15 protein-coding genes and 1 pseudogene are annotated in these 12,940 nt (G+C 72.1%); 6 read left to right on the forward strand and 10 right to left on the reverse strand.

All coding sequences use genetic code 11. From position 1 onward, the window contains the following. Window positions 1-45: 45 nt before the first annotated feature. Complete coding sequence (locus tag ACFV9H_RS25255) at window positions 46-600, reverse strand: ferredoxin (RefSeq protein ID WP_385402117.1); 555 nt, start codon at window positions 598-600, stop codon at window positions 46-48. A gap of 56 nt (window positions 601-656) precedes the next feature. Between ACFV9H_RS25255 and ACFV9H_RS25260 the strand changes: the two genes are divergently transcribed. Beyond that, window positions 657-998 (forward strand): STAS domain-containing protein, encoded by a 342-nt coding sequence (locus tag ACFV9H_RS25260; protein WP_385402120.1) that lies wholly within the window; start codon window positions 657-659, stop codon window positions 996-998. On the opposite strand, the gene ACFV9H_RS25265 is transcribed toward ACFV9H_RS25260, so the two are convergent. After that, on the reverse strand, window positions 894-1,901 hold the full coding sequence (locus ACFV9H_RS25265; RefSeq protein ID WP_385402122.1) for a sigma-70 family RNA polymerase sigma factor: 1,008 nt from the start codon (window positions 1,899-1,901) through the stop codon (window positions 894-896). The genes ACFV9H_RS25260 and ACFV9H_RS25265 overlap by 105 nt on opposite strands. A gap of 96 nt (window positions 1,902-1,997) precedes the next feature. Beyond that, window positions 1,998-3,302: an MFS transporter gene (locus tag ACFV9H_RS25270; protein ID WP_385402124.1), complete on the reverse strand. Its 1,305-nt coding sequence runs from the start codon at window positions 3,300-3,302 to the stop codon at window positions 1,998-2,000. Between the two features lie 98 nt (window positions 3,303-3,400). Between ACFV9H_RS25270 and ACFV9H_RS25275 the strand changes: the two genes are divergently transcribed. Next, complete coding sequence (locus ACFV9H_RS25275; RefSeq protein ID WP_385402126.1) at window positions 3,401-4,327, forward strand: LysR family transcriptional regulator; 927 nt, start codon at window positions 3,401-3,403, stop codon at window positions 4,325-4,327. A 70-nt stretch (window positions 4,328-4,397) separates the two neighbouring features. Here the strand turns inward: ACFV9H_RS25275 and ACFV9H_RS25280 are convergent, their stop codons facing one another. From ACFV9H_RS25280 to ACFV9H_RS25290, 3 genes are all read right to left on the reverse strand, one after another. Beyond that, on the reverse strand, window positions 4,398-5,441 hold the full coding sequence (locus tag ACFV9H_RS25280) for a LuxR C-terminal-related transcriptional regulator (RefSeq protein WP_385402129.1): 1,044 nt from the start codon (window positions 5,439-5,441) through the stop codon (window positions 4,398-4,400). A 311-nt stretch (window positions 5,442-5,752) separates the two neighbouring features. Beyond that, on the reverse strand, window positions 5,753-6,115 hold the full coding sequence (locus ACFV9H_RS25285; protein ID WP_385402132.1) for a cupin domain-containing protein: 363 nt from the start codon (window positions 6,113-6,115) through the stop codon (window positions 5,753-5,755). A gap of 65 nt (window positions 6,116-6,180) precedes the next feature. Further along, window positions 6,181-6,903, reverse strand: a complete 723-nt coding sequence (locus ACFV9H_RS25290) for a prolyl oligopeptidase family serine peptidase (RefSeq protein ID WP_385402134.1) — start codon at window positions 6,901-6,903, stop codon at window positions 6,181-6,183. A gap of 114 nt (window positions 6,904-7,017) precedes the next feature. Between ACFV9H_RS25290 and ACFV9H_RS25295 the strand changes: the two genes are divergently transcribed. The 3 genes from ACFV9H_RS25295 to ACFV9H_RS25305 all read left to right on the forward strand — a co-directional run bounded on the left by ACFV9H_RS25295 (window position 7,018) and on the right by ACFV9H_RS25305 (window position 9,434). Further along, window positions 7,018-8,166, forward strand: a complete 1,149-nt coding sequence (locus tag ACFV9H_RS25295; protein WP_385402137.1) for an adenosine deaminase — start codon at window positions 7,018-7,020, stop codon at window positions 8,164-8,166. A gap of 139 nt (window positions 8,167-8,305) precedes the next feature. Continuing rightward, on the forward strand, window positions 8,306-8,563 hold the full coding sequence (locus tag ACFV9H_RS25300; RefSeq protein WP_385402139.1) for a hypothetical protein: 258 nt from the start codon (window positions 8,306-8,308) through the stop codon (window positions 8,561-8,563). 115 nt (window positions 8,564-8,678) lie between these two features. Further along, entirely contained in the window at window positions 8,679-9,434 is a 756-nt protein-coding gene (locus ACFV9H_RS25305) for a hypothetical protein (RefSeq protein ID WP_385402142.1), read from the forward strand. A 24-nt stretch (window positions 9,435-9,458) separates the two neighbouring features. Here ACFV9H_RS25305 and ACFV9H_RS25310 read toward each other — a convergent pair whose 3' ends face one another. Together ACFV9H_RS25310 and ACFV9H_RS25315 are read right to left on the reverse strand one after the other, a co-directional pair. Continuing rightward, a complete protein-coding gene (locus ACFV9H_RS25310; protein WP_385402144.1) occupies window positions 9,459-9,659 on the reverse strand; it encodes a PspC domain-containing protein in 201 nt (66 codons plus the stop codon). A 47-nt stretch (window positions 9,660-9,706) separates the two neighbouring features. Beyond that, entirely contained in the window at window positions 9,707-10,285 is a 579-nt protein-coding gene (locus ACFV9H_RS25315; RefSeq protein ID WP_385402146.1) for a VanZ family protein, read from the reverse strand. Window positions 10,286-10,483: 198 nt separating this feature from the next. On the opposite strand from ACFV9H_RS25315, the pseudogene ACFV9H_RS25320 reads away from it, so the two are divergent. Continuing rightward, window positions 10,484-11,554, forward strand: a pseudogene (locus ACFV9H_RS25320) (calcium-binding protein); the annotation flags it as partial. A 51-nt stretch (window positions 11,555-11,605) separates the two neighbouring features. On the opposite strand, the gene ACFV9H_RS25325 reads toward ACFV9H_RS25320, so the two are convergent. Together ACFV9H_RS25325 and ACFV9H_RS25330 are read right to left on the reverse strand one after the other, a co-directional pair. Beyond that, window positions 11,606-12,253: a PH domain-containing protein gene (locus ACFV9H_RS25325; RefSeq protein WP_385402148.1), complete on the reverse strand. Its 648-nt coding sequence runs from the start codon at window positions 12,251-12,253 to the stop codon at window positions 11,606-11,608. Between the two features lie 103 nt (window positions 12,254-12,356). Further along, on the reverse strand, window positions 12,357-12,797 hold the full coding sequence (locus tag ACFV9H_RS25330; protein WP_385402150.1) for a hypothetical protein: 441 nt from the start codon (window positions 12,795-12,797) through the stop codon (window positions 12,357-12,359). Window positions 12,798-12,940: the final 143 nt, after the last annotated feature.

Consider the following 12,940-nt stretch of genomic DNA (forward strand, 5'->3'; position numbering starts at 1 on the left):
CGCCCGCCGCCCCGGCCCCCCGCCGGGACCCCCCCCGACGTTTTTTCACAGGCCCGGCAGGGCCTCGCCGTGCCCCGGCTCGCGCCGCTGCTCCAGCCAGAACAGGTAGCCGCGCAGGTAAGCCTCCAGGCCGTCGTCGATGTACGCGACGAAGTCACGCAGGCCCTGTCCGGCGTCGTGGTGGTGCACGAAGTATGCGGGGTCTTCGGCGTCCCGCTCGGCGGCGGCGGCCAAGGCCCATTCACGGACGCGCCGCCGGTCCCGCCACCAGTCGCGGACCGCTTCGACGGTCCAGTGGTCTTCGCCGTCCCAGCCGTAGCCGAGGTACAGCTCCACCCGGGCGGCGCTCACCAGGGCCTCGGTCTCGAAGGCGTTGACCGGCTGGCGGTAGACGAACTCGTGGTCGCCGTCGTAGGCGACGTGACGCGGAGCCTCGCACCGTCCCAGTTCCATGCAGTCGGTGTCCGCCCCGTAGAAGGGGCCGGGGACGTTGCGCCAGTTCCGCTCGGCCCAGACCCCGCTGAACACCGGAAAGCGAGGGGTCCGGGGCGCAACGAGCCGGCGGGCGTAGGGCACCGGGTCCCAGTAGGCAGGCTTCATCCGGCCATTCTGCGGGCCCGCCGATGAGATCCGGCAGGCCGGGGAGTCACCCCGACGTGACGATCAGACGACTCGTGCTGCCCGGACCCGCCCCGACCGCACAGGACACCGCGCGGCTGTGCGCCCGCCTGGCCCTGCTGTACGAGGACGGGGCGACGGCGGTGGAATGCGACGCCGGCGCCGTCACCGCGCCCGGTCTGGCCGCCGTGGAGGTCCTGGCCAGGCTCCGGCTGACCGCCCGCCGCCACGGCGGGGCCCTCACCGTCACCGGCGTCGGCCCCGCCTACCGCGCGCTACTGGACCTCGTGGGCCTCGTCGAGCTGCTCGGGGAGCCCGAACAGCGGGAACCACCGGGCGGTGTCCAGGAAGGCGTTGAGCCCGACGATCTTGCCGTCTGAGACCTCCAGGACCTGGAGCGCCCACGGCACGTGACCCGGCGTGCCGTCCTCCCGGGGCCGGTACTGGCCGAAGGCCGGCATGCCGTTCGCCGTCGTCGGGATCAGGCGGGAGCCCTGGCACCCTATGCCCTGGTTCAGGTGCCAGGCGGCGATGTCCGGGATTCCCTGGATCCACAGGTCGTACGGCGGCATCGAGAGCACCGCGTCCTCGTGGAGCAGGGTGGCGAGCCGCGTGATGTCGTAGGCCTCGAAGGCCGACAGGTACTGCTCCAACAGCTTCGCCTGGTCCGCGTCGAGCGGGTCGGCGGATTCGGTCTCGCGGACCCGGCTGCCGGCCATGGTGGCCCGCGCCCGCTGTAGGGCGCTGTTCACCGACGCCACCGTCGTCTCCAGCAGCTCCGCGACCTCGTCCGCCTTCCAGGCCAGCACCTCGCGCAGGATCAGTACGGCGCGCTGCTTCGCCGGCAGGTGCTGCAGCGCCGCGACGAACGCCAACCGCACCGATTCCTTGGCGAGGGCCATCTCCGCCGGGTCGGCGGTCTGCGGCAGCACCCGCCCGTCCGGGACCGGCTCCAGCCAGGTCACCTCGGACCGCTCGTTCAGCACGGCGGAGGCCTGGTGCTGCGGGGCGGTGAGGTCCATCGGGCGAGCCCGCTTGCCCCCTGCCTTCAGCAGGTCCAGGCACACGTTCGTGGCGATCCGGTACAGCCACGACCGCAGCGAGGACCGGCCCTCGAACTTCTCGTAGCTGCGCCAGGCACGGATGTACGCGTCCTGCACGGCGTCCTCGGCGTCGAAGGAGGAGCCGAGCATCCGGTAGCAGTAGCCGGTGAGTTCGACCCGGTACCGGTCCATCGCCGCGTCGAGATCGAGGTCCTGCGGTGTCGTCGCGAGCTCGCTCATGATGGCCTTCCCCCAGATAGCTCCGATACTTCGGAAACTACCGGAGGGGTCCGACAACGGCAGCCCGAACGGCCGACATGCCCGTCGGGCGCGTCCTCAGCGCGCGGCCGCCGCGGCCCCGGCCGCCGGCATCCGCCGCTCCGCACGGGCCGCGTGCGACCCGTACAGGGTGATCGACACGACGCCGAGCACGGCCAGCAGTGCGATGCCCACGGTCGCCGCCCAGCCCGCCGAGTGGTAGGCGAGGGCGCCCAGGGTGCCGCCCGCGCTGGAGCCCAGGTAGTACGCCGACTGGTAGAGCGCGGAGGCCTGCGCCCGGCCCGTCTTCGCCGTCCGGCTCACGGCCGAGGAGGCCACCGCGTGCCCCGCGAAGAAGCCCGCCGTGATCAGGACCAGCCCGACCAGGATCGCGACGAGCGACTCGGACAGCGACAGCAGCAGCCCCAGCGCCGTGGTGGTCACCGCCAGGTACAGCGCACCGCGCCGCCCCGTCCGGGCCACCAGCTGACCGGCGGCCGCCGAGGAGACCGTACCGACCAGGTAGATCAGGAAGATCGACCCGACCACGCCCTGCCCGAGGGAGAACGGCTCCTCGACGAGGCGGTAGCCGATGACGGTGTACACCGCGCCGAACACGGTCATGAACAGCGCGCCGATCCCGTACAGCCGCAGCAGCAGCGGATCGCGCAGGTGACCGGCGACGGTACGGCCCACCGCGCGCGGGTTCAGCGACGCCGGCCGGAAGAACCGCGCCCGGGGCAGCAGCACCAGGAACGCCACCGCACAGGCCAGCGACATCAGCGCCACGGCCCCCAGCCCGGCCCGCCAGCCCCACAGCTGCGCGGCCCAGCCGGTGACGAGGCGGCCGCTCATGCCGCCGATGGAATTGCCCGCCACGAACAGGCCGATCGCGGCGACGAGCGCCTTCGGCTTGACCTCCTCCGCCAGGTACGCCATCGCGGAGGCCGGAATCCCGGCGATCGCCGCGCCCTGGACGGCGCGCAGTGCGATCAGCCACTCCAGGCTCGGGGCGAGCGGGATCAGCAGCGCGACGCCCACGGCCACCACCATGGAGCAGGTCATCATCCGGGTCCGCCCGAAGCGCTCGGACAGCGCGCTGAGCGGCAGTACGAACAGCGCGAGCGCGCCGGTGGCCGCGGACACCGTCCAGCTGGCCTGACCCGCCGTCACGCCGAAGCCGGTGGAGATCGCGGGCAGCAGTGCCTGGGTGGAGTAGAGGAGGGCGAACGTCGCGAGTCCGGCGGCGAAGAGCGCGAGGCTCATCCGGCGGTAGCCGGGGCGGCCGGGGGAGTGGGGTTCGCGGGTGTGATCCAGGCGGGCCGGGGACGACGGGGTGGAGGCACCCGTGGTGACAGGTGCCCCGGTATGAGCGGGAGGCATGGGAAAACCGTAGGCCCGTCTTTTTGATGCGTCCAATGCACGAAATCGCGATAATCAATCCACTCACGCATCAGCACAGCTCAGGGCGGCGCCTGTCTATGAACCGTTACGAAGAAGACTTGTCCGTGACACGTCTGCTGGCCCCGCGCCTCGCGTACTTCGCGGCCGTCGCCCGGCACGAGCACGTCACGCGCGCCGCGCACGAGTTGGGCGTCCCGCAGTCCACCCTCTCCCGGGCGATGGTCCGCCTCGAAGAGGACCTGGGCGTCACGCTGTTCGCCCGCAAGGGCCGCACCGTCGCCCTCACCACGGCCGGCCGCACCTTCCTGGCCTCCGCCGAACAGGCCCTCGACGGCATCGCCCGCGCCGCCGAATCCGTCCAGCAGGACGCCGACCCGGCCTTCGGCAAGGTCGCCTTCGGCTTCCTGCACACCCTCGGCCCCGAGACCGTACCCGGCCTCATCCGCGCCTTCCGCGCCGACCACCCGCGCGTGCGCTTCTCCCTCGTCCAGAACTACGGCGAGGCCATGCTGGAGAAGCTCCGCTCCGGCGAACTCGACCTCTGCCTCACCTCGCCGCTGCCCGACGCCCCCGACCTCGTCGCCCGCCGCCTCGACGAACAGCGCCTGCGCCTGGTCGTCCCCGACGACCACCGGCTCGCCGGCCGCAAGCGCATCCGGCTCGCCGAGGCCGCCGAGGAAACCTTCGTCACCCTGGAAGCGGGCTACGGCCTGCGCCGCATCACCGACGACCTGTGTGCGGAGGCCGGCTTCACCCCCCGGGTCGCCTTCGAGGGCGAGGAGGCCGAAACCCTGCGCGGCCTGGTCGCCGCCGGCCTGGGCGTGGCCCTGCTGCCCCCGCCGGCCGTGGCCCGTCCCGGCGTGGTCGAACTGACGGTCACCGCCCCGCGCGCGGTCCGCGAAATCGGCGTCGCCTGGCTGGACGGCCATCCGGACACCCCGCCGGTGGCGGAGTTCAAGCGCTTCCTGCTCTCCCGCCGGGGCGCGCTGATCCCCGAGCTGTAGCGAATTCAGCCTCGCCGGCGTTTGAGGCGCAGGGTCTGGGGCGGAGCCCCGGGTCCGGGCGAAGCCCGGCTCAAGCCTCAGGCGCCCCGGATGCGTCCGGCGCAGCCGGGGCGGCCGGCGGCCCCAGCAAGTACCCCGCCTGGAAGCGCGACTTGGCCCCGACGGCCCGCATGATCTCCGCGATGTGCCGCTGACACGTCCGCTCGGACATCCCCAACCGCCGCGCGATCACCTTGTCCTCCAGCCCCTCCGACAACAGCCGTACGATCGTCTGCCGCAGCTCGTCCGAGATGGACCGCGCCGCCTCCGGGCTCACCGAGCTCGGGAACGGCTCCGCCCCCAGCCAGGACCGCTCGAACGCCGCCGTCATGAAGTGCACGACGTTCGGCTCCCGCACCACCAGCGCCGCCCCGGTCCGGTCCGGGACCGCCATCAGGCCCGTGTGGTCGTCGAAGACCAGCATCCGCATCAGCCCGTCGCCCAGCGTCCGCACCTGCGCGCCCAGCGCCGTCACCCGCTCCACGTACGCCGCCGTGGGGCGCGAGTAGCGGGCCGTGTGCTGGTAGATCGTCCGCATCCGGACCCCGCGCGCCAGCAGCGACTCGTCCCGCCCGATCGCCTCCTCCAGCGTCTCCAGCGGCCGGCCGCCCCCCGGCTGCGAGGTCAGCAGTTCGCGCTCGCACGCCGCGACCAGCTCCGTGATCAGCCCCCGTACCGCCCCGAGGTCCGTGACCAGTTCCAGGCGTCCCGAGGCGCTCAGGTCCCGGTGCGCGGTCCCCGCCTCGTACGCGGGCACCAGCGCCTCCAGCCGTCCGCGCAGCCGGTCCATCTCGTCGTGGGTCTCCCGTACGAGCAGGGTCAGCGGGGCCAGGGCCCGGGCCGCCGCCGCCCGGGGCGCGACCGCGCTCCACCGCTCGGGGCCGCAGCCCGGGGCCCGCTGGAGCAGGTGCGCGGCGGCCAGCTCGGTGATCGCGGTGGCCGCGCGCACGCCCAGCGCCTCCGTCGCCTCCCCCGCGTCAAAGGCGTGCCGCTCGACCGCGTACGCGTACAGCCGCCGGGCGGCGGGGCTCAGTTCCCCGGCTTCCCCCGGCTCTCCGGTTCCATCGGTCGGCATGCCCACATTCGTCCCTGTATGGGTCGATCTGTAAACCCCTCGTGTTCCCGCAAGGCGGCAAGACGACCCCTCCTCCGAGGCATTCGGCATATGCCGAAGAGGCACAGTGGCAGGACGGCGCGAGGGGGGAGCGCGGTACGCGGCAGCGGCGGACAGCCGACGGGGGCGGGGGCCCTGGCCGTCCTGGTGCGCACACCGTGGTGGTCGCGCCGGTTCCATCGGTGCCATCCGACCGTGAGGGGGCGGAGCGGCGGGTACGGACGGACCGGCGCGACCACCGGCGCCCTTCCCCGAGGCCGGCCGGGTCAGCCCTACTGGGCCTTCGCGTAGTTCCCGAAGCCCGTCCAGTCCACGGCGACGGCGGGCTCGTCGCCCACGACCCAGGCGTCATGACCGGGCGCCACCTGCATGAAGTCGCCGGGGCCGTACTCCTGCTGCTCGCCGTCGTCCATGACGACCACCATGCGGCCGCTCACCACGTATCCCGTGTGAGCGGACTGGCAGCTCTCCGTGCCGGCCAGCGGCTTGATGTGCTCCGACCACTTCCAGCCCGGCTCGAACACCGCACGCCCGACGGGGCCGCCGTCCGCGTTGATCAGGTCCAGCCTGCCCTTGTCCACGAAGGGCCGTGTCTCGTCAGGGCTGTCGAAGCTCCTGCGCACCATTCCGGCCATGGCTCATCCCTCCGGGAGACGATCACCCCGAGTCCATTCCTCACGGTACGCCCGGGACGCCCGGCTCACCCCCGCAGCGACCGCCCGAAGCCGGAGGCCAGCGGCATCCGCAGGCCCAGCGGCGGGGGAGCGGCGAGGGCGTCCGTCACCGGCCGCGAGTACCGGCCGGAACCCAGGGCGCCCAGGACGAAGTCCACGGCCAGTGCCACCACTTCCGCCCGGTGCTCGCGCAGTCCGTGACCGTCCGAATGCACTTCGAACCGGCAGGTAGAACGATTCGCCTTCTTCGCTCGCGCCGCCAGCCGGAACGAGCTCTCCGGGTCGCTGCGCGGGTCGTTGGTGCCGTGCACGATCAACACCTGCCGGCCCGACAGCTGTTTCACCGGTTCAGGGGAGTCGCCGGCGGCCGTTTCCCCTAACGAAGGGGCCATCGCCAGAACGGAGTTGACGGCCTCGTGCCCCGCCGCCCGCAGCGCGGCCAGGCCCCCCGCGTCGTATCCGGCCAGGCACACCGGCACGTCCCCGTACCGTCGCCCCACCTCGTCCGCGGCCCACCGCGCCTGCTCCTCCCGGGCGGCCCCGCCGCCGTGCACGACGGTGTGCGCCACCAGCCCGTCCGCCGCGCCCGCCCGGGCCAGCGCCCGCGCGAGCGGGCGCAGCGGGCCGGGGGAGAACCTGGACGCCCCGGGGAGCAGGAGCACCACACCACTGACCGTCGATACCGAGCCGTTCGCGCCGGCCGCCCGCCCCAGGCGGACCCCGCGCGCCGGCGGCGCATGCTGTGCCATGGCGGAACAGTCTCAGACCCGGAGGTGTACGCCATCCGTCCGCGCGGTCACTGTTACATATCGGCGGCCCCCGTCGGCACCCCGCTCTACGCGCGTAGGAGCTAGAGTGCCCAGATGACGAGCGAGACCCCTACCCTGCCGACCCCGGATCAGATCCGCCGCTCCCCGAAGGTGCTCCTGCACGATCACCTCGACGGTGGACTGCGCCCCGGGACCATCATCGAGCTGGCCCACGAGGTCGGTTACGAGAACCTTCCCGAGACCGACGCCGACAAGCTCGGCATCTGGTTCCGCGAAGCCGCCGACTCCGGCTCCCTGCCGCGTTACCTGGAGACCTTCGCGCACACCTGCGCGGTCATGCAGACCAAGGCGGCCCTGTACCGGGTCGCCGCGGAATGCGCCGAGGACCTGGCCGAGGACGGCGTCGTGTACGCCGAGATCCGCTACGCCCCCGAGCAGCACCTGGAGCAGGGGCTGACCCTCGAAGAGGTCGTGGAGGCCGTGAACGAGGGCTTCCGCGAGGGCGAGCGCCGCGCGAAGGCCAACGGCCACCGCATCCGCGTCGGCGCCCTGCTGACCGCGATGCGCCACGCCGCCCGCGCGCTGGAGATCGCGGAGCTGGCCAACCGCTACCGCGACAACGGCGTGGTCGGCTTCGACATCGCCGGCGCCGAGGCCGGGTTCCCTCCCACCCGCCACCTCGACGCCTTCGAGTACCTCAAGCGCGAGAACAACCACTTCACCATCCACGCGGGCGAGGCCTTCGGCCTGCCGTCGATCTGGCAGGCCCTGCAGTGGTGCGGCGCCGACCGCCTCGGTCACGGCGTGCGGATCATCGACGACATCGAGGTCGCCGACGACGGCTCCGTGACGCTGGGCCGGCTGGCCTCGTACGTCCGGGACAAGCGCATCCCCCTGGAGATGTGCCCGACCTCGAACCTGCAGACGGCCGCGGCCGCCTCGTACGCCGAGCACCCGATCGGTCTGCTGCGGAAGCTGCACTTCAGGCTCACGGTCAACACCGACAACCGCCTGATGAGCGGCACCAGCATGAGCCGCGAGTTCGAGCACCTGGTCGACACCTTCGGCTATTCGCTGGACGACATGCAGTGGTTCACCGTCAATGCGATGAAGTCGGCGTTCATTCCTTTCGATGAACGACTGGCCATGATCAACGAAGTGATCAAGCCGGGGTACGCGGAGCTGAAGTCCGAGTGGCTCTTCCAGCAGACCGCCTCCACCAGCGGTTCCGTCTCGGTCTAGGCCATGGCGTGACGTACTGAAAGCGCCCGGGAGGGGCAATTCCCGGGCGCTTTCTCGTATTTGATGATGTTTGCGGGCCAGGGTTTGAAGTGACTAGTTTGCGGAGCCGCTCAATTCCCCGTCGCAAGGACGATCCTTCATGAAGAAGTCTGCCAAGACCCTCGGTGTCGCCGCCCTCGGTGCCGCCTTCGCCGCTGTCGCCGCCGGCACCGCCTCGGCCGCCGTTCCGGCCGTCGGTCTCACCGACACGCTGGGCACCGCCACCACCGCGGTCCAGGGCCTGACCAGCCAGCAGCACATGGGCGCCCAGGAAGGCGAGTCGAGCGACCCGGCCGCCGCGCTCGCCCCGGTGACCGGCCTGGTCGGCGGTCTGCCGCTCAGCGGTCTCGGCTCCTGATCCGTACGCGCGAACACGTGGCGCACACCCTTTCGACCGGGTGGGCGCCACGTCGCGTCGTATGCCACGATCATCGCCAACTGCCCACCGACGCACGGGGTATGAGGTCTCGGTCATGCGCATGAAGGCACGAGCGACGATGGTCGCGCTGGTCCCCGTCCTGCTGTTCGCGGCGATGGGTTGCACCAGTACGGACACCCCCGCCACCGGCAAGGGCCCGGACCCGAAGGGGTCCCCGGGCACGCCCGCGGCCTCGACCTCCGCCTCCGCCCCGGCGGGCTCGGCCACGCCGAAGACCGGTGGGAGCGGGCTGGAGCGGTCCGCGCTGGAGCAGGGCGATCTGGCCGGCTACCAGATCTCCGCCCAGGGAAAGAACCCGAACGCCCCGGACGGCCAGCCGCAGGCAGACAAGAAGGCCTGCCAGCCGCTGGCCGACATCATGGGCGACAAGCCGGACCCGGCCGCGCGCGAGACCGTCAACCGGGGCATCGGCTCCCAGAAGCAGGTCGGACTGGCCGTCTCCGCCTCCGTCAGCTCGTACGCCGAGAGCGACGCCAAGGCGCTGATCTCCCGGCTCAAGGCCGCCGTGGCCGCCTGCGGTACGGGATTCTCCGCCACCGTCGAGAAGCAGACAGCCGGCTACCGCGACGTACGGGCCGCCGAGTACCGCACGACCGGCGACGAGAGCGTCAGCTGGACCACGACCGCGGCCGGCCAGGGCGTCTCGGCGCAGGTCCACCTGGTCGTCGTACGCGAGGGCGACACCATCGTCCGGCTGATGGCCCTCAATGTGGCGTCGGCCCAGCAGCAGGCGCGGGTGCCGCAGGAAGTGGCCGACAAGCAGATGGAAAAGGTCAAGCGGGCCGCCTGACCTCCTCCCCCCGTGCCCGGTTCGTCACCAGGCGGTGGAAGCGGACTTCTCGTTCGGCAGGAGCAGCCACAGCGCCAGGTAGATCAGGAACTGCGGGCCGGGCAGCAGGCAGGAGGCGACGAATATGACGCGCATCGTGTTTGCCGACATTCCGAAGCGGCGCGCCAGCCCGGCGCACACTCCGCCGATCATTCGGCCGTCACGGGGGCGGACAAGGGCGCTCATGGGTTCTCCTTCGTCGGGATCGCTTTTTCTTGCGTTCTTGCGATGCCTCAATACTCCCGGGGAACCGCCGACAGGACGTCGGTCCAGGGGCCGAGCCCGACCCTGGTAATTTTCGGGGTCGCCCCCTGATAAGCGGCGTGTGAGCGGCGCAGTCGCGCCCGCAGCGCCGGTACGACGGCCACGTGCGCGAGCAGCACGCCGAGGGTGTTCAGCAGCACCGAGTCCACGTCGACGACCTGCCCGGGGACGGCGGTCTGGAGCATCTCGATGCTCACCGAGACCAGCGCGCCCGCGGCGGCGGTCCGGGCCAGCGAGGACCATGCCGACAGTGCCGACGGCGCGAGCTGCCCGCTGACCAGCGGCAGCAGCACCCCGAGCGGGGCCAGCAGGACCAGGCCCTCCCCGAGCCGCCGGAGCCCTTCCAGGGGGCCGGTGGCGAAGTCCGCCCCGATCCCCTCCAGCGGGGAGAGATTGGGGGCCGCAGCCCACGGCACGTCGAGCGGGCGGAGGGTCAGCCAGCCCACGACCAGGAGATGGGCGGCCAGCAGGGCCCCGGCCAGGAGCCGGAGCCGAAGGGGGACGGCGGGGGCGGTGCCGGTGCTTTCGCCGGCCTCATTGCGCTGCACACCTGCGAGGACGCGCCATCCGGCGGCGCCGGTTCCGCCGGTCGGGCGGGCTCGATGAGGAACGTATGAGAATCCGATCGGATGAAATCCCCGCAGTCGACGACGAGCCCTGTCCGGGCGCCGCAGGGGATCACGCACAGTGATCGCGACACTCCTGGAAGGGGAACATCCATGCTCCGAGATCGCAGAGCCGTCCGCATGATCGTGGCGACGGTCAGTACGCAGGTGCTGGTCGCGGCCTTGGTCGGCCTCGGCACGGCCGAGGCCGCCGATGACCCGCCCACCTGCTTCGACGCCGTCGCGACGACCACGGTGGGCACCCCCGGCAACGACGTCATCATCGGCACCCCCGGCCGCGACGTCATCGACGGCGGGGGCGGCAACGACAGGATCTGCGGCCTCGGCGGCGACGACACCCTGACCGGTGGCGCCGGCGACGACCGCCTGTCCGGTGGACCCGGCGACGACCGGCTCGACGGAGGCGCCGGTGAAGACGGGCTCGTCGGGGACGACCGGGCCTTCACGGCCCCCCAGGAGCAGCCCCTCAAGACCGCCACGGGCCGCGACCGGCTGTACGGAGGCCCCGATTTCGACGTCATCATCGGCGACCACGCGGTCGTCCAGGGCTACGCGGAAGGCGCGTCGTCCGACCTGATCTACGGCGGGGACGAGACCGACCAGATCACCGGTGACAGCCTGGCCGACTATGCGACCGGGGCCGCCCCCGACCGCATCGAGGGCGGTGGTGGCAGTGACGTGATCACCGGAGACGCGGTCGGCTTCTACGGGGCGACGGGCGCCGCGGACGACATCCTCCTCGAAGGGCCGGGAAACGGCGGCTACGTGGTCGGCGACAGTGAGTCGGTCTTCGGGGACGTGATCGGCGCGGGTGGTGACGACTACATCAATCTGGGCGACGACGGGGGCTTTGGCGCAGGCGGCGATCACGCGACGTTCTACGGCAAGGCCATCGGCTCCGGGAACGACGTGATCACGGGCGGTACCGGGCCCGAGGAGTTCAACGAGGAGATCATCGGGGACAGCTTCTTCGGCGACCCGACGGGAGCGACCGCGGGCGACGACGTGATCGACGGCCGAAGCGGCAATGACAGGGTCTACGCCGACAACTACAACAGCCAGGGCGGAAGCCCGGGCCCCGGGGGCAGGGACAAGGTCCTCGGCGGATCGGGCGACGACTTCCTGCGCGGCGGACCGGCCAACGACACGCTCATCGGCGGGACCGGTACGGACGACTGTGACGGCGAAGCCGGCGCCGACATCGAGGTGGGCTGCGAGGCCACGGCCGCCGCCGTCGCGGGATCAGCTGATGGCGAGCAGCACGATCAGCAGCACCGCTCCGGCCACGGCCGGCGCGATGACCTCGTACGACCAGTGCACCCGCACGGAACCCTGAGCGCCGGCCCGCGCGGCACCGCGCTCCGCCAGTTCCCGTAGCTCGTCCACGACCTGGTCGGCCTTGGCCCGCTGCGGGGCGGCGGGGGTGGCCGGGCCCGCGGTGTTCTCGTCGGGGGCGCTCAGCCCGCGCCCGGTGAGCCCGCCGCGGCGGCTGAGCTGCTGCCGGCTCGCCCGCTTGCGCTCCCTCAGCGAGACGGGCACCGACCAGAGCTGGTACTTCGCCCCCTCGGCCAGCACCTCCGCCGAGTACCCGGCGCGTACGGCGTCCACGGCCGCCCAGGGCAGTTCGATGACCCGGAAGGGGTTCCGTACGCGCATCCGGTCGTCATTGGCGAAGACGGCCGGGCGGATCGTGAACGCCACGATCAGCGGTACGGCGCACAGCGCCACCGCCAGCGCGATCCACGGGGTGTTCCCCGCACCGCGCACCACCGCGTCCCCGCACAGCCACGCGGTCAGTGCCAGCAGCAGCACCCCGGTGACCACGGACATGGAGGAGCGGTAGACCCGGTCGTCGTACACCGGTTCGTCGGGAGGCTGCTGGCTGCTCATGCGGTCGATTCTGCCCCACGCCGTCTCAGCCCACGAGATCGGAGCGGGGGCGAGCCGTCGCGAGGACGGCCCGTCGAAGGCTTGGGCCACGGGTCGTACCAGGTCAGCCGCTCGGCGCGGGCGCCCGCGACCGCTCCTCCACGACCTCGTAGTCGAGCGTGCAGCCCTTGGGCAGCGCTGGGAAGGAGGCCTTGCCGACCGGGACGTCGCTGCCGCCCTGGGTCCTCCACTCGAAGACCGGCTTGGCGCCGCTCGGGTTCGCGATGCGCAGGAAGAACGCGTCCGACCCCTTGGGGCGGGCCCGGTCCAGCGTCTCCGACCAGGTGTCGATCGGGGCGACGCCGTGCACGACCGCCTTCGGGCCCTTCGAGGACATCGTCAGCTCGGCGACGGCGCCCGCGCCCACCTGGACCTGCTCGACCTCCGAGACGCAGGGGACGGAAGCCGGCTTCGGCGGTGCGGCAGCGTACGGGCCCGCGGCCGGCGCGAGGAGCGCGCCCGCCATCACGGCGGCCGTGATGGCGGATCGAACGGCGGTACGCATGACGACTCCTGGAGATCCCTTTCGGGCCGGTCGACGAGATCGGCGTACGGGATGGTGTTGTCCGGGCGGTGGCGTACCAGCCGATCTTGTCACCGTCGACCACGGACGGCACCTCGGACCGTTCCGCCGCCGGCCAGGCTTCT

It is taken from the genome of Streptomyces sp. NPDC059874 (assembly GCF_042731135.1).
Classification (GTDB): Bacteria; Actinomycetota; Actinomycetes; order Streptomycetales; family Streptomycetaceae; genus Streptomyces.

What these genes read in the sequence shown, in the direction of transcription:
- ACFV9H_RS25285 (WP_385402132.1), bottom strand. Translation starts at nt 6,115, where the DNA reads ATGGCCGGAATGGTGCGCAGGAGCTTCGACAGCCCTGACGAGACACGG.
- ACFV9H_RS25300 (WP_385402139.1), top strand. Translation starts at nt 8,306, where the DNA reads ATGAAGAAGTCTGCCAAGACCCTCGGTGTCGCCGCCCTCGGTGCCGCC.
- ACFV9H_RS25275 (WP_385402126.1), top strand. Translation starts at nt 3,401, where the DNA reads ATGAACCGTTACGAAGAAGACTTGTCCGTGACACGTCTGCTGGCCCCG.
- ACFV9H_RS25310 (WP_385402144.1), bottom strand. Translation starts at nt 9,659, where the DNA reads ATGAGCGCCCTTGTCCGCCCCCGTGACGGCCGAATGATCGGCGGAGTG.
- ACFV9H_RS25305 (WP_385402142.1), top strand. Translation starts at nt 8,679, where the DNA reads ATGCGCATGAAGGCACGAGCGACGATGGTCGCGCTGGTCCCCGTCCTG.
- ACFV9H_RS25295 (WP_385402137.1), top strand. Translation starts at nt 7,018, where the DNA reads ATGACGAGCGAGACCCCTACCCTGCCGACCCCGGATCAGATCCGCCGC.
- ACFV9H_RS25270 (WP_385402124.1), bottom strand. Translation starts at nt 3,302, where the DNA reads ATGCCTCCCGCTCATACCGGGGCACCTGTCACCACGGGTGCCTCCACC.
- ACFV9H_RS25255 (WP_385402117.1), bottom strand. Translation starts at nt 600, where the DNA reads ATGAAGCCTGCCTACTGGGACCCGGTGCCCTACGCCCGCCGGCTCGTT.
- ACFV9H_RS25330 (WP_385402150.1), bottom strand. Translation starts at nt 12,797, where the DNA reads ATGCGTACCGCCGTTCGATCCGCCATCACGGCCGCCGTGATGGCGGGC.
- ACFV9H_RS25290 (WP_385402134.1), bottom strand. Translation starts at nt 6,903, where the DNA reads ATGGCACAGCATGCGCCGCCGGCGCGCGGGGTCCGCCTGGGGCGGGCG.
- ACFV9H_RS25280 (WP_385402129.1), bottom strand. Translation starts at nt 5,441, where the DNA reads ATGCCGACCGATGGAACCGGAGAGCCGGGGGAAGCCGGGGAACTGAGC.
- ACFV9H_RS25265 (WP_385402122.1), bottom strand. Translation starts at nt 1,901, where the DNA reads ATGAGCGAGCTCGCGACGACACCGCAGGACCTCGATCTCGACGCGGCG.
- ACFV9H_RS25325 (WP_385402148.1), bottom strand. Translation starts at nt 12,253, where the DNA reads ATGAGCAGCCAGCAGCCTCCCGACGAACCGGTGTACGACGACCGGGTC.